Consider the following 18,180-nt stretch of genomic DNA (forward strand, 5'->3'; position numbering starts at 1 on the left):
ACATCCTTGTTATCATTTTTGTATTTAGGAGAAATTCTCTCTTATTCTCTATTATAGAAGTCCAATGCTCAAAAAGAAAATATGTTCGATGCAAGTTGAAAAACTTTTTAGCCTAATTACATATTACTCATCCCTCCCTCATATATATGTAAAAAAACAAAAAGGACGAGGTAAATGAACCAGGCTTTCTTACCAGCATTTATAAACAGTTTCTTCATTTCATTTGGCGTACTGCTTGGCGGATCTTTGATCGGTGGACTGGCTGCTTTCATAACAGGTCAACCCCCATTAACTCAAGTGTTTCGCCTATCCGAGGGTTTAAGAATTTGGGCTATTGTGGCAGCTATTGGCGGAACTTTCGATGCGGTCTATTCATTTGAACGAGGAATCTTTCATGGTGCGACAAAAGATTTATTCAAACAAATCCTGATTATTATTTCAGCCCTTGGAGGAGCTCAAGCCGGTGCTCTCATTATCCAATGGCTGACACAGGAGCAGTTAAATCCATGAGAATCCCTCCATATTATCGAAATCCCTTATGGCAACGCTTTTTCGCAGGAGTTATTATAGGGGCGATCATAAGCTGGGGGCTTTTTTTGTATATGTTCGGTGATCTGCAGGAAAAGCAAATTCAGTTAATAGAAACACAGCAGGATGCTATTAAAGATTTACACGATGAGCTTGAAATATGGCAAAATGAATACGAAATTTTAAATAAAAAAAATGAGAGTAAATTACTCGTACAGGAAGTAACCGTTCATATTACAAACTATAAAAAATACAGATTGGATCCACTCAGTATTTTTGAGGTAGAGCAAAGTATTAAGAAAGATTTCGAAAGCTTATTAGGTAAGGATTTGGAAAGTGTGAGTCATGGAAAAGAACTCCTTAAAAGAGCAATTATTAATAAGAATATCAAATTAAACGGCAGGCACTATCAATTGGAAGTCCAGGAATTAATTCTATACACGCATATCGAAATTTCATTGTCGCTTAAACAAATTTAAGAACAGCCGGGTACTCCTCTCGGTACCTGGCTGTTCCACTTAATTATTTGGATCCATAGTTGGAACAAACCTGTACGAGATCTGCAAGGACATTATTCATGTCCTCCCAATTGTAAATGGTTGCGCCAGATGCTAAGGGATGCCCGCCTCCATTATATTTCATAGCTACACCATTAATAACGGGGCCTTTTGATCTGAGACGAACTCGAATTTCATCATTTTCTTCAATGAAAAATACCCATGCCTTGATTCCCTTTACAGATCCCAAAGTACTGACAAGTGAAGATGCTCCGGAGGATTTTACACCAAACCGTTCTATGACTTCCTTCGTAATTACGACTACCCCAACTCCTGAATCAATTATTTTAAAGTTTTCAAAAACATAGCCATTCAAACGAACGACCGCTTCATCAACATCATACATACCATCGTATATATCCGAGCGATTAAATCCGTACTGAATAAGCTCGCCGGCATACAGAAATGTTTTATCGGTAGTACTTGGATATAGAAATCTACCCGTATCACCAACGATTCCTGCATATAATAACCGCGCTGCCTCCTGATTCATTCGTAAACCTTTATCCTTACCGTACTCATATAATTCATAAATCATTTCACTGCAGGAGCTTGCTGATGTATCAACCCACAAAAAATCTCCGTAAGGATCCTCATTTGGATGATGATCTATTTTAATCAAAAGATCCCCCCTCGTATACCGTTGATCACAGACCCTTTCCTGATTGGCTGTATCACAAACAATCACTAATGCTCCTTCATATGCTTCATCCGGAATCACATCAAGTCGCTTTAGAAAATGTAAAGATTCCTCTTCTTGACCAACCATGAATACTTGTTTTTCTGGAAAGGAATATTTAATGATTTCTCCCAATCCACATTGTGATCCATATGCATCAGGGTCTGGCCGAACATGTCTGTGCAGAATAATCGTATTGTATTTTTTGATTGCATCTATAATCTGTTCCTTCATCACTTTTCTCCCTTTATCTTTTGTATTTTTTATGTATGGTCATGCATATGATACCCGCAACCAACGATAAGGAATCGAATTCCAAATTGGTACAATATTTCAATATCTTGTACAATATAGGCATACAACCCAATTGGAGGCACAGTGCATGATAATATTTGTATTTTTAATTGTAATGTCTTTTTCGTTTTTTATTTACTATAAGACAAAATACTTCAGAACCAAGTTACCTATGCAAAGAGCATATCTGTCCGGTAAATCATCCATCTCTTTAGGTGTATTTGTTGCTTTTTTCGGTCTTAATCAGCTATTCCTTTTTCATACAACTGTCACCTATATCGTCGCTGCTATTTTTATCATAGTTGGCGGATGGAGTATATATGGCGGTGTAAGAATGTATAAATATTATGCTCCCCTTGCTGAGGAAGAATATCAGGCGGCACTAAAATAATCGTATCATAATCATTACGTGAATATGCAAAATTGCCTTTATAGCTCCTATAAAGGCAATTTTTTATCGTTAACTACGCTCCAATAACTGGCAGGTCATCATGGCCTTACCGACCAATTTTCCTTCATTGAAGACTTCTATATCTACTTTTCCAAACTTCCGTCCAATTTCCAGTACCTTTGGTACAATTTCGAGTTTGCTCTCAAGCTGAACAGGCTTTAAGAAATAGATCGTCATATTCTCTACAACTAAATCACCGCGTTTATATCCTCGCAGCACTCTATTCGTTGCTTCAATTACCATAGCTGTAAATACACCATACGAGATCGTTCCCAAGTAATTAGTCATCTGAGGTGTCACCTCACACTGATAACTATCATTACCCTGAACAGCCGTCATTTGATTGGCGATGACATCATCAATCGTCTCACCGACCTGTGGTTGCCGCTGGCTCATTTGCAATGCCTTTAAAACATCTTGTCTGCTTATAATTCCGATTAAAAGATTGCGGTTATCAATGACTGGCAAGAGCTCAATACCCTCCCAAACCATCATATGAGCGGCAGATGCTACACTCGTCTTTTCACCTACAAAGATAGGATTTTTAGTCATAACTTTATCAATCTGTACGGAAGCATCAACCCCAAGAATATCCCTAGATGTAACCATTCCCTGCAGGCGCAAATTATCATCTACCACCGGAAAACGGCTATGCTTTGTCGCTTTATTCAGTTCAGTCCAACGTTCAACTGTATTTCCTGCTTTCAGTACTTCTGTTTTCTCAATTGGAATAAGAATATCTTCGACAAGTAAAATCTCTTTTTTAATCAGCTGATCATAGATTGCTCTATTAATCATTGTTGCAACAGTAAAGGTATCGTAAGACGTAGAGATCACAGGCATTTGCAATTCATCCGCAAGTTTTTTAACTGAATCCGCTGTATCAAATCCACCGGTGATGAGCACAGCTGCCCCTGTGGTTAATGCAAGTTCATGTGCTTTCACACGGTTCCCGACAATCAAAAGATTGCCTGCCTCTGTGTAACGCATCATCGCCTCAAGCTCCATAGCCCCTATGACAAATTTATTCAGAGTTTTATGAAGCCCTGATCTACCACCGAGGACCTGTCCATCAACGATATTAACAACCTCAGCAAATGTCAGTTTTTCTATGTTTTCTTTTTTCTTCCGTTCAATACGAATGGTTCCAACTCTTTCAATCGTACTGACATACCCTTTATTTTCAGCTTCTTTAATTGCTCGATAGGCGGTTCCCTCACTGACGGTCAGTGCTTTTGCAATTTGCCGTACAGAGATTTTTTGGCCAATCGGTAGTTCATCAATATATGCCAATATTTGTTCATGCTTAGTAGCCAAACTATTCACCCTTTTTCGTTATCCATTATTACTATTATAATGGGAAACGTTCCAATCAATCAATGTGACCTTTTATATTGTCTGGAAATATGGGGATTTTTTGTACCTTTTGACTGCGCAATTGTTCGTTTATTACCCACACTGTACAAAATAGCTGAAAGGTTCCCTCCCAAAACACTAAATGCGAGCGCAAGCCATGCGAATGAAAAAATGGTTTCTTCCATATTACCTTCAAATGATAGATATGGAAGTGCCCATAATAACATCGCCAGGCCAATTACCAAACTGATACCACAACGAATTTTCATAGATTTATCCCTCCTATAAGATAAATATATGAATAAACGAAAAAAAAAGAAGTACACATAAAACTAACAGGTTCGGTTTTAAGAACAAAATTAATTATGGATACATGCAGAAGTTAATTCAATTCACATTGAATTTGCTCATTTTTGCGTGCAATAAAGGATTTTTTCAGTTGAATTCTAAGTGTTTTAGAAATTTATGTTAAACTATTTTAGTGATTGATTAGTAAATTATTCCATTAAGAGGGAAGCGTATGAAAAAGTACTTGGTTACATTGATTGTATTGATTACTTTAAGTATGGGTGGCTATTTTGTTATTGGACTATTAAACGTAACACCACCTTCACCAACCATAACTGTTGAAGATAAAAATGTAGAGGTCGCACAAGGCTCGTATTGCTGGAATGGACTCATAAATGCTGGTTGTGTTGATATGACTTCTCCTCCAGAAATTATTAAAGATCACGAATTTAAACCTGTGGTTGCATCACCTGAATCTGAATTGAACATAGAATTCAAAAACACACCGCAAGAAAATACATTAAATGTAAATCAATGGCTTACCAATGAAAAAACAGCGAATGTACATATTAGGGATAATAAGATCGTATTGCCAAAAGAAAAAGGCGTATATGGTTACGATGTATCGGCAAGATGGGAAAAGGGCGACTCAAGTTATGCTTTTGTAATAGAAATCCGCTAGTTAAAATAAATCAAGTTAAAAAGCATCGGCATAGTACCGATGCTTTTCTTGGTTACACTATGAAAAATGGTTAGATTTTAATGCTAATTCTAGTATTAATTATTCTGATATTTAGCATTTTCTACTTAAAAAACAATCCGTTCACATAAAACTCTATTTTTATAATTCAATAGATTCTCCCGGATTCAGAACCCGAACGAGTTCTGAATCACATAAGGAAGCAAAATAATATGGATCCTGCTTAATCGGTGGGAACGTATTATAGTGAATTGGAACAACTTGTTTAGGGTGCAGGAATTCTGCAGCCAGCGCAGCATCTTCTGGCCCCATCGTGAAATTATCTCCAATCGGCAGGAATGCTAAATCAATCGGATGACGGTCACCAATCAACTTCATATCTGAGAATAAGCCTGTATCTCCGGCATGGTAAATCGTTTTACCTTCCGCTGTAATCAACAACCCTGCAGGCATCCCTCCATATATTAATTGGCCATTATCCTCAAACCCCGTTCCGTGAAAAGCTTGGGTTAATTTCACTTTTCCAAAATCAAACTCATAAGCTCCACCGATGGACATGCCATGTGTTTTTACACCTTTCCATCCCAAGTATGTACTTAATTCAAAATTACAGATTACCAACGCATCATGTTTTTTGGCCAACTGAACCGTATCACCCAAATGATCATCATGTCCATGTGTAATTAAAATATAATCCGGATTTACATCCTCCACTGTTAAATCTGTCAATTCATTTCCCGTAATAAATGGATCAATCAGCAATTGTTTCCCCTCTGTTTCGATTTTCACTACGGAATGGCCATGAAAAGATACTTTCATCTCCTTCAGTCCTTTCATTGTTTTTTCAATAAATACCCGTTAAATTAAGTTTTCTAACAATTTACATTATCCTGCATAATTGATACTCTACTTTCATAGTAACATTTACATAAAATATTATGGAGGTCCAATATGAGTAACTTAAATCACTTGGCAAATTGGCTTACCGAAAAACAGGCTGATGCTGCTTTTATCACGTCTACAGAAAATGTTTTTTACCTTAGTGGGTTCTATAGCGATCCTCATGAACGCTTATTGGCAGTAATTACTTTCCCTACTGAAGAACCTATTTTAATTTGCCCGCAAATGGAGGTTTCAGACGCAAAACAGGCTGGCTGGGGGTATGAAGTGCTTGGCATTTCTGATACCCAAAATCCATGGGAAGTTATTAAAGAAACACTGAAAAAAAGAAACATTTCTATTCAAACTCTGGCAGTGGAAAAAGAACATTTAACTATGGAACGACTTGAAGGACTTAATTCAATTTTAAACCAGCCGACATATATATCGGCGGAAGAAAAAATGCGTCAACTGCGTATGATTAAAAGTCCATCTGAATTAAAAATCATTAAAGAAGCTTGCCGTCTTGCTGACTATGCCATAAAAATCGGAACTGAAGAAATTGCAGAGGGTAAAACAGAAATGGAAATCCTGGCTGCTTTGGAGTATCAATTGAAAAGAGAAGGCGTATCCGAAATGTCCTTTGCAACAATGGTGCTAACTGGTGAAAACGCCGCTTCCCCTCATGGAGTTCCTGGACAAACGAAAGTCAAAAAAGGTGACCTGGTTCTATTCGACTTAGGTGTTGTGGTAGATGGATATTGTTCTGATATTACACGTACAGTTGCTTTCGGACAAATTAATGAAGAACAAAGGGAAATTTACAACACTGTTCTTGAGGCTCAAATTGCTGCAGTTGAAGCATGCCGACCTGGAAAAACTTGTGCCGAAATAGATTTAACAGCACGTAATATTATTAGAAATAAGGGATATGGTGACTATTTCCCTCATCGTCTTGGTCATGGCCTTGGAATTAGCGTTCACGAATATCCTTCCTTGACCGAAATCAATACACTGTCTCTTCAGGAAGGAATGGTCTTTACGATTGAGCCGGGTATTTATGTTCCTGGCAAAGCCGGCGTTCGCATAGAGGATGATCTATATGTGACTGAAAACGGGGTAGAAATTCTTACTAAATTCCCGAAAGAACTAGTAACTATTTAAGAGCACTATATAATAAACCAACAGACAGCGGGGATAACTCGCTGTTTTTATTATGTATTAAAAAAGAATACTAATCGGATTGAGAGACATTATCTTTCTTGAATCATTCAGTATTTCAAAATAATATTCAATAAATTAAGATATTCGTTATTGTATTATTTATAATATTTATAATTCATTTCAAAATATGTTCATATAATATTCCGACTTTTCGTGTAATTTATAGTATAATATAAATATACTTAAAGGAGGAGATTAATATGGCATTAACCTATAATAATATCCTTGTGGCAGTTGACGGTTCACAGGAGGCAGAATGGGCTTTCAAAAAAGCTATTGACGTAGCAAAAAGAAATGACGCTAGGTTAGTTTTAGCTCATGTTGTCGACAACCGTACATTTGCTGCAGTTGAGGCATACAGCATTTCTATTTCTGAGAGCGCTGAGCAATATGCAAAAGACCTTTTAGAGGAATATAAACAAATTGCTCTTGATGCTGGTGTTAGAGATGTAGCTCTATCTATTGAGTTTGGATCTCCAAAAGTAAAAATTCCTAAAGATATCGCTAAATCTTTTAATGTTGACTTAATTATTTGTGGCGCAACCGGTTTAAATGCTGTTGAGCGTTTCTTTATCGGAAGCGTATCTGAACATATTATTCGTTATGCAAAATGCGACGTAATGGTTATTCGTTCCGATGATAAACCTGTGGATCAAGCTGCAGCAAAGTAAGTATACACGTAATTAACAATAAAAATCCCATGCGCCGCGCACATGGGATTTTTATTGTATGAGGCTCTTATTCCACTAAACTCTTTGCTTTATCAATAGCCAGTCTTACCTGATTAAAGCCAGTACCACCAGAGCTGTTTCTTCTTCTCACAGCCTCTTCCGGTTTCAAAGCTTCATAGATATCTTCCTCAATTAGATTGGATGCTTCTTTTAATTTTTCTAATGGAAGATCGAGTAGATAGTACCCCTTTTGTATACAATATAGAACTAATTTACCGACAATTTCATGCGCTTCACGAAAAGGGATTCCCTTAGCTGCCAAGTAATCAGCCAACTCGGTCGCATTTGAAAAATCGTTATAAACTGCTTCCTTCATCACATTTGTATGAACCTTCATAGTCTCTATCATTCCATTAAAAATTTTCAAAGATCCTTTTAGTGTGATAACCGTGTCAAACATGCCTTCTTTGTCCTCTTGCATGTCTTTATTGTAAGCCAGTGGCAAGCCCTTTAAGAGAGTTAATAACCCAAAGGCATTTCCATACACACGTCCGGTTTTACCGCGAATCAACTCTGCCATATCCGGATTTTTCTTTTGTGGCATAATACTTGATCCTGTTGAAAACGTATCATCCAATTCGATAAACCGATACTCTTGGCTGGACCACAAAATAATTTCTTCACTGAATCTGGATAGATGCATCATGATCAATGATGCATTATTCAAAAACTCTGCGATGAAGTCACGATCACTTACAGCATCTAAGCTATTTTCATAGATTCCATCAAACCCCATCAGCTGAGCAGTCAATTCCCGATTAATTGGGAATGTTGTACCAGCCAACGCGCCTGCTCCAAGAGGCGAGAGATTAATCCTTTTCAGGCTGTCCTGTAAACGTTCTTTATCTCGCTGAAGCATCCAAAAATAGGCCATAAAGTGATGCCCTAATGAAATAGGCTGGGCTCTTTGTAAATGAGTATATCCCGGAACAACTGTCTCGATATGCCTTTCGGCCACCTGAATCAGCGTGTTTTGGAATTCTGTAATTCCGCCGATGATTTCATTGACCTGGGAACGTAAATATAAATGCATGTCCGTTGCCACCTGATCATTACGGCTTCTGGCAGTATGCAATTTACCTCCAACCGGCCCAATTTCATCAATAAGTAATTTTTCCAAATTTAAATGGATATCTTCAAAATCTACAGAAAAAGAGAGCTCTCCTTTTTCCGCCTTTTCTTTTAAAGAGTACAATCCATTCTTAATTAACTCGACTTCCTCTTTCGAGAGAATCTCACAGGCTCCAAGCATTGTCACATGAGCAAGGCTTCCTTCGAGGTCTTCCATCACTAATTCTTGATCAAACGCGATGGAGGCGCCAAAGGAATCAATCCATTCTTCGGCAGTTTTCGTAAATCTGCCTCCCCACAGTTTTTTCACACTGTCACCTTCTTTTGATTGTGAACCTGACTGTTTACTTTTGTAGGCAGTCCCCATAGATTGATAAATCCAACCGCACTCGCATGGTCAAATTCGTCAGCTGAAGTATAGGTTGCCAGATTTTCATTATAAAGAGAGTATTCAGACTTTCTACCTTCCACAATAGCATGACCTTTAAATAATTTCACACGTACTACGCCAGTCACGAAGCTTTGAGATTGTTTCAAAAAGGCAATCAAAGCATCTTTCAGCGGTGAAAACCATAGGCCCTCATAAATGAGTTCAGTTAATTTCTTCTCAATTACAGGCTTAAAATGTGCCAATTCTTTAACCATTGTTAGGTCTTCCAGTTCTTTGTGCGCTTTAATTAAAGTTAATGCACCAGGACACTCGTATACTTCCCTTGACTTAATTCCAACCAAACGGTTCTCCACATGATCAATTCTGCCAACACCATGTTTACCAGCAAGATTATTAAGATTCTGGATTAATGCGGCTAAAGGAGATTCAACTCCATTTAATGCAACAGGTACTCCTTCTTTAAACGTAATCTCAATAATATCTGGTGTATCAGGAGTATGTTCAAGAGCTGTTGTTAAATCATACGCTCCCTCCGGAGGGGCTGCCCAGGGATCCTCAAGAACTCCGCATTCATTACTGCGTCCCCATAAATTTTGGTCAATTGAGTATGGGCTATCTAAATTAATCGGTACAGGAATATTATTTTGTTTTGCATATTCAATCTCTTCTTCGCGAGACCAGCTCCAGTCTCTAACCGGTGCAAGTACCTTCAAGTTAGGGTTCAAAGCTTGAATTGATACTTCAAAACGTACTTGATCATTCCCTTTTCCTGTACAGCCATGTGCCACAGCAACAGCATTTTCTTTTTCCGCTACTTCAACAAGTTTTTTTGCAATCAATGGTCGGGATAAAGCAGAAATCAATGGATATTTCCCCTCATACATTGCATGCGCCTGAAGAGCTACTAACGCATAATCATTAGCAAATTCTTCTCTGGCATCTATAACATAGGAAGAACAGGCACCAACCTTAATAGCCTTCTCTTTTATAAAATCTAAATCTTTGCCTTCGCCTACATCCAGGCAGCATGCTACCACGTCATACCCCTTTTGTTTTAACCAGGAAATAGCAACTGATGTATCTAATCCTCCTGAATAGGCAAGTACTACTTTATTTTTATTCATGAACGTTCCCCTCCGATGTATATTTATTCAAATAAAAATGTTTTTATGCAATTAGAATATGTTATTCACTTTACCAACATTATGTGACTTTTTCAAGTATTTCCTGAAAATTTATTTTATGCCGAATCATTGTAACTTTCCGCTATTATAAATTACAAAAGAAATTCGTATATATTAGCCAGATTGTGTAAACTATTTGTATGAATGAACATTGGGAGTGAATTAAAATGGAGGATTTTTTCATATACGATGAACGTCTGGGTATACCGATTCCTCACCTGAAATTGGACTTTGCTGTCTACCCTCCTATTGTACAAAAAGCCATCCTAAACCGTTGGGAACAAATTAGAGGGGAGATCCCAGAGCGTATACAGGATATTGAACGGATTATTAATCATAAATTAAATCAGTTAAATGATGAAGATGATTTTGAGGTTTCATGTACTCTAAATTACGAAATTGCTGAACATGCCTCAATCATAAATGATTTATGGATTTGGTACAGAACTGAACAGGATTTAACAGGAAAAAAACATTTATAATTTGTGGTCTATTATCAAAAAAACCGCCCATTATTGTGGGCGGTTTTTTTGATAATATTCATAAATTATGCAATTTAATCTTCCCTTACTTCCCGATGAAATGTCCATGCTCTGGAAAGTTAATTTCTCCAATACTAATTTACAAACTTTTTTAGATCCGGGTATTTTAAATAAATCAGTTGAAATCTGCTGAAGACCTATATCAGTTACAACCATATCCATTCGAGAGCTTACTCCCTATATGTAGCTACACACGGTTGATACATCTATCAAAGGTTCTCTTTTTCACTTAAGTAACGATATTTATAAAATTTATCTGCAAAATCCGTAACTTTTTTTGTTAGACGATAATTAGCACCTGAACCGATAGCCATGCTTAGAATTGGTATTCCCTTAAATACCTTTTTCCTAAAGAAATATATAGCCATCACCTTCATCATTTGTTTAATAGGCTGATCAAACCAAAAAACATTGCTCAACTCATCTTCCCCTTCATAGAAATAAGAAGGTGAATGATCCAAATCCTCCATTAAGGTCTCCCAGAAATACTTTTGCATACGTTCTGGCATTGTACCAGCATGGAATACCTTTAGTGAAATCATAATTTCATATGGGGTGTTCATTTCAAAACCATATGAAATTCCAATCAGCTGAATACTCCTTAAATTGATCACCATTTGAGCCGGCAAATCCGCTGCTAAAGCCACCCCTCCATTTACAGCCGAAATACCTCCCTGAACGAGAGAATACATCCGATGTCTGGCCACTTGCTGTTCAGCGATATAGGCCAACTGATCAATGGAAAGCTCTTTTAAGTCTTTTAGTGTTGATATATTTTCATCAAAAACGCGGGCATTTGTAAGTATACGATTCCTTGCATCAAGTTGGAATTGAGACTCATGAATCATGGAGTGCAGGTGAAATAACCAATTATCCATTTTCGAGAAAAACTCCTGTTGTGTACTCTCCGGCAACAGCGTGAACATATTCTCTATCCACCGATCATAATATGTTTCAAAATCGGTTGGCTCACTTGCCTTCATCTCCGCTTCCCACTCTTTTATTTCCATCCAAATTTCCTGATCCCGTTTCGTCAACGCCATATAATGATCACCTCTTTAAATGGTCTGATACAAAAAGTATATCACATATCGTACCAATTCCTATATTCTCGAAAATAGCTGTACAGAAGTCCTATGAATGAACAGATATAAGAATAACGCAAGATAACATCATCCATTTGAATACTCCTGAGTGAATTTAATAGCACTAAACACAAAAAAGGAATTCAGACTAGGAGCTATAAAGCTCTAGTCCGAATTCCTTTTATCATTAAACTAAAATTATGCAAGTTATTAATGTGTTAAACGTACCACATCACGGGCAATCATTACTTCTTCATCAGTTGGGATAATGATAACTTTAACTGGTGAATATGGATGGTTCACAAATTGCTCTTTTCCACGTACATTGTTTAAAGCTGGATCCCAATATACGCCCATGAATTCTAAACCTTTTAATACACGCGCACGGATTTCAGAACTATTTTCACCAATACCAGCTGTGAAGATAATTGCATCTACCCCGTTCATTTTCGCTGCGTAGGATCCAATATATTTGTGAATACCATCAGCAAATTTAGAGATAGCCAATTCAGCGCGCTCGTTACCTTCTTCAGCCGCTTGTTCAATATCACGTAAGTCGCTGGAGAAACCGGAAACACCAAGCATACCGGATTTTTTATTAAGAATATTGATTACATCATCAGCTGTTTTACCTGTTTTAGCCATTAAGAATGGGATTAAGGCAGGGTCTAAGCTTCCGGATCTTGTTCCCATTGTTAAACCTTCCAATGGAGTGAATCCCATAGTTGTATCGATAGATTTTCCGCCTTCAATTGCGGTAATACTTGCTCCATTACCTAAGTGGCAGGAGATTAAACGCAATTGCTCAAGAGGACGTTTTAATAGCTCAGCTGCACGCTCGGATACATATTTATGAGAAGTTCCGTGGAAACCATATTTACGGATTCCGTATTCTTTATAATAGTCGTATGGCAAGCTGTACAGATAAGAGCTTTCAGGCATTGTTTGGTGGAATGCTGTATCGAAAACAGCAACCGCTGGTACGTTTGGCAATACTTCACGAAAAGCTCTGATACCAGTTGCGTTCGCACGATTGTGAAGCGGCGCTAATTCAGCCAAGTCTTCAATTTGCTCCAATACTTCATCCGTAATAACAGCAGAATCCTTAAAGATTTCTCCGCCATGTACGATTCTGTGTCCAATTCCTTCAATTTCTTCAAGGGAATTGATGATTTTATATTCAGTAAGCTTTTCAAGCAAAAGCTTTACAGCAACGGAATGGTCAGGTATTTCTGTAACCATCGTTTTCTTTTCTCCATTTACTGTAATTGTAAAAATGGAGTCTTGAAGTCCGATTCTTTCTACAATCCCTTTAGTGATTACAGTTTCCTCAGGCATCTCAAATAATTGAAATTTCAAAGAGGAACTCCCAGCATTAATCGCGATTATTTTTGACATATATTCTCTGCTCCTTACATTTATGAATAGCATCGATGTTACACGGTAACTGCTTATTTTATATGTTCTCGATTCCAATTAAAACATTGAACAAGCGTTCTCGCAAGCCGAAATTACTTTGTTACCGTTTTCACAATAATATTATTTTATTTAAACAATTCTAACTTGTCAAAAAATTTATATAACGGTAATAAAACTTTCTTTTACTTTTCTTCTTCTATCCATGCATCAATTTTACTTAACATGGAAGCTGTAGCTGCCCTGTCAGATAGCTTCGGCATATTGACGAGCAAAACCTGCTTTGGTGCTTTTATATCTTTCCCTTTTTTCTGCAGGATAAGAATACTTTTAGCCGATTGCTTCGATTGGAATAAACTTTCAGGCAGCTGAATCATCCCCTGAATATATCCCTCTTCGTTAATAAATTGATGAAGAGCCTTTGCTTCAACTGTGTTGAAAAGATCATTAGGAATCAGGAAAAATAGATATGCCCCTTCTTTTGAATACGTGAAGCTTTGTTCAATTAATAAATGATGGGCATATGACATACCATTTTCAGATTTCACTTTAAAATCGGCTGCTCTCTGATCGTTTGGATAATAGCCTACCGGTAAATCACAAACTACTGCATCTGCAGGGTTAATAAACAACGGCTGCAGGCTATCCTGATGTAAAAATTGGATAGGATGGCCGATGAGATTAGCTCCACAATAGGCGAGTCGAATTAAAGTTTCATCGACCTCAACACCTGTAGCATCTAGCTCCTTTTTATCCAGTGAATTTAAAATAGAAAACAGAAGGTTACCTGTTCCGACTGCCAAATCAGTAATCGTTAACGTATCTTGATTTTTGGTGAATTTTTCGAGCAGATAAGCAAATAGAAATCCCAAGGCATCCGGAGTCATTTGATGATTTGCCTGAACATTAGATCTGCTGGATTTCAATACTGCCAATTGCCAACCTTTACGGATATCTTCTTTACTAAACTGCTCCAAAGGTTTATCCTGATAGCTGTTTTTCAAACGTTTGACTGCCAGTTCACTCAATTCTTCCTGAAGCACGGCATTATGGAACCAATTTTCTCCTGTTTCAGCGATGGCTTCCAACTCTGTAATCCCTAGTTCGTCCTGTATTATAGTTGCGGTAGATGTTATCAATTCGTATATAGATTCAACATTTGTTGTGATCATTTTAAGTTCCTCCAGCTTTTGTGCATTTTACCTTCCCCATTGTAGTATTACGTTTCATAAAGGACAAGTCTAATCATTCAAAAAAATACGTTCATTAAAAACGCCCCTTAAACGTTAGAAAAGCCTGTCTAACTTTAAGGGGCAGAAACTTTATATAGAGCTTTTTACTTTGCAGCTTTTGCTGCTTCAAGCGCTGCTTCATATTGCGGATGCGTAGTGCCTTCCGGTACATATTCCACATATGTCACTTTATTATTGCTGTCAACTACAAAAACAGCACGTGCCAATAAACGTAATTCTTTCATTAGTACTCCGTAAGCCTCTCCAAAAGAAGCGTCTCGGTGATCAGAAACCGTTATGACGTTTTCTAAACCTGCTGCTGCACACCAGCGTTTTTGAGCAAAAGGAAGATCCATACTTACTGTCATTACAACAACATCCCCTGCTGCTTTTGCTGCCTCTTCATTGAATTTTCTTGTTTGAGTATCACAAACGCCTGTATCCAAAGAAGGTACGACACTAATAATTCTTACTTTTCCATCTGTATCTTTCAATGTTACTGGGGATAAATCATTAGCCAACACTGTAAAATCAGGTGCAGTGTCACCTACTTTTACTTCCTTACCAATCAATGTAACCGGATTACCTTTAAATGTTACTGTTGCCACACCAATTCCTCCTTATATTCCGATATATTCTCTACATTCTTAAGTATAGAGATATACATACTCTTTGTAAAAAAATAACCACATTCGCATGGAATGTGGTTATGATAAAACTTTACTAACAATCACATAAAGCTATTCCCTGATTCATTGGAAGAGGAATCTGAAGCATCCTGAGAATTAGAGTTATTTTTTTTATTGTTTTTCCCTACCTTCGAAATCATTGATTCTACCTTATCCATAGCAATCGGAGCTGAATCAAGAATTTTTTCGATTAGATGTGTACTCTCATTAAGATGAAGCATTTTTACACCATGTGCATTAACAATTAGAAACGCAATCGGTGTGATTGAAACACCACCTGCAGCTCCTCCGCCGAATGGATGACGCTTCTCCTCGCCAGTACCCTGGCTTCCTCCACGGCTAATTTGATAGTCACTGCCTCCAGCTGCATAGCCAAATCCAACCTTTGACACAGTCATTATCACACTGCCATCAGGAGTTTCTACGGGATCACCAATAATCGTATTAACATCAATCATACTTTTTAAGTTTTCCATTGCTGAATTCATAAGACCTTCAATTGGATGATTGGACATTTTATAACCTCCTGCATAGTTTTGCTTTATTCAAATTTTCATTTCCTATTCCCTTAGCATTAAACGTGCCAGCTTCCAACCTGCAACTATAGTTTTTGCCATTCGGACACGGGCTATGCATTCGATTTTCGTTTCAAATGGTTTCTTGACTGAGAAATATGGGATAATATCGATTTTAGGAGGTATCATTAATGAAAAATACTGACTGATGATACCAATAGCTCCGCCAGTTAACCCCCATAATGCTCCGGTTGCCACTGCTGTTGTTGATGCTTCACCTGTACCGTAATGAATTTCCATTTGCAAATCTGTCATTTGTATTTTAGAGGTGAATTTTTTTACAGTTTCTTGATAACTCCTCAATTGTGAAAGCATTTCCTTCAGATTCTGAAAGGCAGCTTGAACACCATCCATAGATAAAGATTCATCAGCAGAGGATTCACTTTGGTTTGATTGATTTTGTTGTCGATATGTACTTTCTCGATAAGAAGAAGGCTGATATTTTTCGTCAGACAGCTGTACTACTTTAGAATAGTGGATAAGGCCTCTCCATAATTGAACCTTTATAATTGCCTTATTCTTTTCCTGAGTGTGATGATATTCAATATGTATCGTTACTTTCGAAAGCAAAAAGACGGATATAAGGATTAGCACAACTATACAAATCAGTAATAAAAGCTTCATCGTTTATATCCTCCCGAGTACGTCATCAAACAAACAGTATGGTCAATCATAACTGAATCTAAACTTCTCATTGACTTTTTTAACGTCGAGATAGCAAAAAGACCCCTTCTAACAGAAGGAGTCCTTTATAACCTGTATTTATTTACCGCGCTCTTCCAACACAACAACTGTATCACTGAACATATCATGAAAGCCCTGTTTCTTTGGATTAAATGCAATAACGATATAACCGAGCATAAGTACAGCGGAGATATATCGGCCAATCCATTCTCTAAAAATTACTGTTTTCCAATCCAAAGGCGTTCCATCCAATGATACCACTCTAAGACCCATAATCATTTTTCCTAGAGATTGGGCTAAAAATTTGGAAGTAAGAATGAAATACCCGAAAAATACTATCGAATCAACTATGGTATAAGCTGAGAAGATACCCGTATTATCCATAGAAATATCAAACAGTCTGAATATCGGATTGATAAATAATCGACTTATGCTGCCAATTACTATAAGATCGATGAGATAAGCCCAGAATCTCATCCAAAATCCTGCACGCAGATGGTTTGGAATAGAGTCAGGAGGCTGTATCTGTTCGTCTAAAGTCAGTTCTTCTTGATAATCTTCCATTTTCCACCCTCCTTAATTCGCAGAATATAGATACATCATCCGTGGCGATTGATTTTCAGTCATTAGGCTTTTGATCGTGCTTACCTCATCATTCACGCCTGCCCATTGCTGCATTTTCATCGAAAATAATGAGCTTAGGCTATCTGATCCAACTAAACGAACCACTTGTGCACCTTTTAAATTTTCACTTTTTTTCATATCGGCAATTACATCCTCTAAATAACCAAGCTCATCAATTAAATTAATCTCCTTTGCTTGACGGCCATCGTAGATACGTCCATCAGCAATTTTTCTTACTTCATCCTCAGGCATACTGCGCCCTTCCGCAATGACCTTCACGAATTGATCATAGGAGCTGGTAACCATCGATTGAAGAATTTCCTTTTCATCCTCTGTCACTTCTCTAAATGGATTCATAAGATCCTTAAATTTACCGCTTTTAATAGTGACCATGTCGATTCCATACTTTTCAGCTAACCCTTCAAAGTTATAGCTTTGCATAATGACTCCGAGTGACCCTGTCATTGTTTCCGGACTGGCAAATATCTTGTCGGCCGGTGTTGAAATATAATAACCTCCAGATGCAGCCTGTGAACCCATTGATACATATATTGGTTTCTTTGTTTCCTTTTTAATTTGCATTAACTTATTATGTATTTCCGCACTTTCCACGACACCGCCACCTGGGCTGTTGACGCGTAAAATAATTCCTTTGACCGTATCATTGTCCTTAATGGCATTCAATCTTTCCATAAAGGATCGGTGATTATAGGCTTCAGCCGTAAAATAACTTTCTTCCTCACCTGTGTCCTGAATGACTCCTTCTACATCCATGACAACAATTTGACTGTTCACATCCCCTTCTTCAATGATATCCTCCTCAAATAATGTATCCTCAAACAAATTTGTCATAGCAGACTCTTCACTTGAAAATGTTGAGATAGCATTCATAAGAACGGATACAAAAAATATCACCGCTGCTATTCCAAGTGCCAACCATCTTTTTTTACTCATACAAATTGTCCCCCAATCATGCTTTAAGTAGTTTTAATGTTCTTAT

At 37.5% G+C, this 18,180-nt stretch carries 22 protein-coding genes; 7 read left to right on the top strand and 15 right to left on the bottom strand.

What is annotated here, in order from left to right:
• Window positions 1-174: 174 nt before the first annotated feature.
• Both ytrH and ytrI read left to right on the top strand, forming a co-directional pair.
• Window positions 175-510, top strand: a complete 336-nt coding sequence (gene ytrH / locus AC4G3O_RS15780; protein WP_066108934.1) for a sporulation membrane protein YtrH — start codon at window positions 175-177, stop codon at window positions 508-510.
• Window positions 507-1,007, top strand: coding sequence for a sporulation membrane protein YtrI (gene ytrI / locus AC4G3O_RS15785; protein WP_066108937.1), 501 nt, complete (start codon window positions 507-509; stop codon window positions 1,005-1,007). The genes ytrH and ytrI overlap by 4 nt, the downstream gene beginning before the upstream one ends.
• 43 nt (window positions 1,008-1,050) lie before the next feature.
• Here ytrI and AC4G3O_RS15790 read toward each other — a convergent pair whose 3' ends face one another.
• On the bottom strand, window positions 1,051-1,998 hold the full coding sequence (locus AC4G3O_RS15790; protein ID WP_491136438.1) for a DHH family phosphoesterase: 948 nt from the start codon (window positions 1,996-1,998) through the stop codon (window positions 1,051-1,053).
• A gap of 148 nt (window positions 1,999-2,146) precedes the next feature.
• Between AC4G3O_RS15790 and AC4G3O_RS15795 the strand changes: the two genes are divergently transcribed.
• Window positions 2,147-2,449, top strand: a complete 303-nt coding sequence (locus tag AC4G3O_RS15795) for a YtpI family protein (RefSeq protein WP_491136439.1) — start codon at window positions 2,147-2,149, stop codon at window positions 2,447-2,449.
• A 69-nt stretch (window positions 2,450-2,518) separates the two neighbouring features.
• Here the strand turns inward: AC4G3O_RS15795 and AC4G3O_RS15800 are convergent, their stop codons facing one another.
• Together AC4G3O_RS15800 and AC4G3O_RS15805 are read right to left on the bottom strand one after the other, a co-directional pair.
• Window positions 2,519-3,826, bottom strand: a complete 1,308-nt coding sequence (locus AC4G3O_RS15800; RefSeq protein WP_066108946.1) for a CBS domain-containing protein — start codon at window positions 3,824-3,826, stop codon at window positions 2,519-2,521.
• A 59-nt stretch (window positions 3,827-3,885) separates the two neighbouring features.
• On the bottom strand, window positions 3,886-4,134 hold the full coding sequence (locus AC4G3O_RS15805; RefSeq protein ID WP_066108949.1) for a hypothetical protein: 249 nt from the start codon (window positions 4,132-4,134) through the stop codon (window positions 3,886-3,888).
• Window positions 4,135-4,385: 251 nt separating this feature from the next.
• Here AC4G3O_RS15805 and AC4G3O_RS15810 point away from each other — a divergent pair, with 251 nt between their 5' ends.
• Window positions 4,386-4,835, top strand: coding sequence for a hypothetical protein (locus AC4G3O_RS15810; RefSeq protein ID WP_140462224.1), 450 nt, complete (start codon window positions 4,386-4,388; stop codon window positions 4,833-4,835).
• Window positions 4,836-4,994: 159 nt separating this feature from the next.
• On the opposite strand, the gene AC4G3O_RS15815 is transcribed toward AC4G3O_RS15810, so the two are convergent.
• On the bottom strand, window positions 4,995-5,672 hold the full coding sequence (locus AC4G3O_RS15815) for a metal-dependent hydrolase (protein WP_490551051.1): 678 nt from the start codon (window positions 5,670-5,672) through the stop codon (window positions 4,995-4,997).
• A 132-nt stretch (window positions 5,673-5,804) separates the two neighbouring features.
• Here AC4G3O_RS15815 and AC4G3O_RS15820 point away from each other — a divergent pair, with 132 nt between their 5' ends.
• Together AC4G3O_RS15820 and AC4G3O_RS15825 are read left to right on the top strand one after the other, a co-directional pair.
• Window positions 5,805-6,896: a M24 family metallopeptidase gene (locus tag AC4G3O_RS15820; RefSeq protein WP_066108958.1), complete on the top strand. Its 1,092-nt coding sequence runs from the start codon at window positions 5,805-5,807 to the stop codon at window positions 6,894-6,896.
• Window positions 6,897-7,156: 260 nt separating this feature from the next.
• Complete coding sequence (locus AC4G3O_RS15825; protein WP_066108961.1) at window positions 7,157-7,627, top strand: universal stress protein; 471 nt, start codon at window positions 7,157-7,159, stop codon at window positions 7,625-7,627.
• Between the two features lie 67 nt (window positions 7,628-7,694).
• Here AC4G3O_RS15825 and argH read toward each other — a convergent pair whose 3' ends face one another.
• Both argH and AC4G3O_RS15835 read right to left on the bottom strand, forming a co-directional pair.
• Window positions 7,695-9,068: an argininosuccinate lyase gene (gene argH, locus AC4G3O_RS15830; RefSeq protein ID WP_139892799.1), complete on the bottom strand. Its 1,374-nt coding sequence runs from the start codon at window positions 9,066-9,068 to the stop codon at window positions 7,695-7,697.
• Window positions 9,065-10,273 carry an argininosuccinate synthase gene (locus tag AC4G3O_RS15835; protein ID WP_066108966.1) on the bottom strand — a complete coding sequence of 403 codons (1,209 nt, stop codon included), beginning with the start codon at window positions 10,271-10,273 and terminating at the stop codon, window positions 9,065-9,067. The genes argH and AC4G3O_RS15835 overlap by 4 nt, the downstream gene beginning before the upstream one ends.
• A gap of 227 nt (window positions 10,274-10,500) precedes the next feature.
• On the opposite strand from AC4G3O_RS15835, the gene AC4G3O_RS15840 reads away from it, so the two are divergent.
• The gene (locus AC4G3O_RS15840) at window positions 10,501-10,815 is read left to right on the top strand and encodes a hypothetical protein (protein WP_066108968.1); all 315 of its coding nucleotides are present in this window, start codon (window positions 10,501-10,503) and stop codon (window positions 10,813-10,815) included.
• 30 nt (window positions 10,816-10,845) lie between these two features.
• Here the strand turns inward: AC4G3O_RS15840 and AC4G3O_RS15845 are convergent, their stop codons facing one another.
• The 9 genes from AC4G3O_RS15845 to sppA form a co-directional block, all read right to left on the bottom strand.
• Complete coding sequence (locus AC4G3O_RS15845; protein ID WP_139892798.1) at window positions 10,846-11,037, bottom strand: hypothetical protein; 192 nt, start codon at window positions 11,035-11,037, stop codon at window positions 10,846-10,848.
• 47 nt (window positions 11,038-11,084) lie between these two features.
• Window positions 11,085-11,918, bottom strand: a complete 834-nt coding sequence (locus AC4G3O_RS15850; RefSeq protein WP_139892797.1) for an EcsC family protein — start codon at window positions 11,916-11,918, stop codon at window positions 11,085-11,087.
• A gap of 252 nt (window positions 11,919-12,170) precedes the next feature.
• The gene (locus tag AC4G3O_RS15855) at window positions 12,171-13,358 is read right to left on the bottom strand and encodes an acetate kinase (protein ID WP_066108974.1); all 1,188 of its coding nucleotides are present in this window, start codon (window positions 13,356-13,358) and stop codon (window positions 12,171-12,173) included.
• 203 nt (window positions 13,359-13,561) lie between these two features.
• Entirely contained in the window at window positions 13,562-14,548 is a 987-nt protein-coding gene (locus AC4G3O_RS15860) for a class I SAM-dependent methyltransferase (protein ID WP_139892796.1), read from the bottom strand.
• A 164-nt stretch (window positions 14,549-14,712) separates the two neighbouring features.
• The gene (gene tpx, locus AC4G3O_RS15865) at window positions 14,713-15,216 is read right to left on the bottom strand and encodes a thiol peroxidase (protein ID WP_491136440.1); all 504 of its coding nucleotides are present in this window, start codon (window positions 15,214-15,216) and stop codon (window positions 14,713-14,715) included.
• 122 nt (window positions 15,217-15,338) lie between these two features.
• Complete coding sequence (gene ytfJ, locus AC4G3O_RS15870) at window positions 15,339-15,812, bottom strand: GerW family sporulation protein (protein ID WP_066108985.1); 474 nt, start codon at window positions 15,810-15,812, stop codon at window positions 15,339-15,341.
• Between the two features lie 45 nt (window positions 15,813-15,857).
• Entirely contained in the window at window positions 15,858-16,496 is a 639-nt protein-coding gene (locus AC4G3O_RS15875) for a DUF2953 domain-containing protein (RefSeq protein WP_066108988.1), read from the bottom strand.
• Window positions 16,497-16,634: 138 nt separating this feature from the next.
• The gene (locus tag AC4G3O_RS15880; RefSeq protein WP_077248180.1) at window positions 16,635-17,120 is read right to left on the bottom strand and encodes an RDD family protein; all 486 of its coding nucleotides are present in this window, start codon (window positions 17,118-17,120) and stop codon (window positions 16,635-16,637) included.
• Window positions 17,121-17,132: 12 nt separating this feature from the next.
• Window positions 17,133-18,134 carry a signal peptide peptidase SppA gene (gene sppA / locus AC4G3O_RS15885; RefSeq protein WP_066108993.1) on the bottom strand — a complete coding sequence of 334 codons (1,002 nt, stop codon included), beginning with the start codon at window positions 18,132-18,134 and terminating at the stop codon, window positions 17,133-17,135.
• Window positions 18,135-18,180: the final 46 nt, after the last annotated feature.

It is taken from the genome of Bacillus sp. z14 (2026), from assembly GCF_058313575.1.

Bases quoted from the DNA above. Each gene is read 5' to 3' on its own strand.
- ytrH (WP_066108934.1), top strand. From the start codon at position 175: ATGAACCAGGCTTTCTTACCAGCATTTATAAACAGTTTCTTCATTTCA.
- ytrI (WP_066108937.1), top strand. From the start codon at position 507: ATGAGAATCCCTCCATATTATCGAAATCCCTTATGGCAACGCTTTTTC.
- AC4G3O_RS15790 (WP_491136438.1), bottom strand. From the start codon at position 1,998: ATGAAGGAACAGATTATAGATGCAATCAAAAAATACAATACGATTATT.
- AC4G3O_RS15795 (WP_491136439.1), top strand. From the start codon at position 2,147: ATGATAATATTTGTATTTTTAATTGTAATGTCTTTTTCGTTTTTTATT.
- AC4G3O_RS15805 (WP_066108949.1), bottom strand. From the start codon at position 4,134: ATGAAAATTCGTTGTGGTATCAGTTTGGTAATTGGCCTGGCGATGTTA.
- AC4G3O_RS15810 (WP_140462224.1), top strand. From the start codon at position 4,386: ATGAAAAAGTACTTGGTTACATTGATTGTATTGATTACTTTAAGTATG.
- AC4G3O_RS15815 (WP_490551051.1), bottom strand. From the start codon at position 5,672: ATGAAAGTATCTTTTCATGGCCATTCCGTAGTGAAAATCGAAACAGAG.
- AC4G3O_RS15820 (WP_066108958.1), top strand. From the start codon at position 5,805: ATGAGTAACTTAAATCACTTGGCAAATTGGCTTACCGAAAAACAGGCT.
- AC4G3O_RS15825 (WP_066108961.1), top strand. From the start codon at position 7,157: ATGGCATTAACCTATAATAATATCCTTGTGGCAGTTGACGGTTCACAG.
- AC4G3O_RS15835 (WP_066108966.1), bottom strand. From the start codon at position 10,273: ATGAATAAAAATAAAGTAGTACTTGCCTATTCAGGAGGATTAGATACA.
- AC4G3O_RS15840 (WP_066108968.1), top strand. From the start codon at position 10,501: ATGGAGGATTTTTTCATATACGATGAACGTCTGGGTATACCGATTCCT.
- AC4G3O_RS15845 (WP_139892798.1), bottom strand. From the start codon at position 11,037: ATGGATATGGTTGTAACTGATATAGGTCTTCAGCAGATTTCAACTGAT.
- AC4G3O_RS15850 (WP_139892797.1), bottom strand. From the start codon at position 11,918: ATGGCGTTGACGAAACGGGATCAGGAAATTTGGATGGAAATAAAAGAG.
- AC4G3O_RS15855 (WP_066108974.1), bottom strand. From the start codon at position 13,358: ATGTCAAAAATAATCGCGATTAATGCTGGGAGTTCCTCTTTGAAATTT.
- AC4G3O_RS15860 (WP_139892796.1), bottom strand. From the start codon at position 14,548: ATGATCACAACAAATGTTGAATCTATATACGAATTGATAACATCTACC.
- ytfJ (WP_066108985.1), bottom strand. From the start codon at position 15,812: ATGTCCAATCATCCAATTGAAGGTCTTATGAATTCAGCAATGGAAAAC.
- AC4G3O_RS15875 (WP_066108988.1), bottom strand. From the start codon at position 16,496: ATGAAGCTTTTATTACTGATTTGTATAGTTGTGCTAATCCTTATATCC.
- AC4G3O_RS15880 (WP_077248180.1), bottom strand. From the start codon at position 17,120: ATGGAAGATTATCAAGAAGAACTGACTTTAGACGAACAGATACAGCCT.
- sppA (WP_066108993.1), bottom strand. From the start codon at position 18,134: ATGAGTAAAAAAAGATGGTTGGCACTTGGAATAGCAGCGGTGATATTT.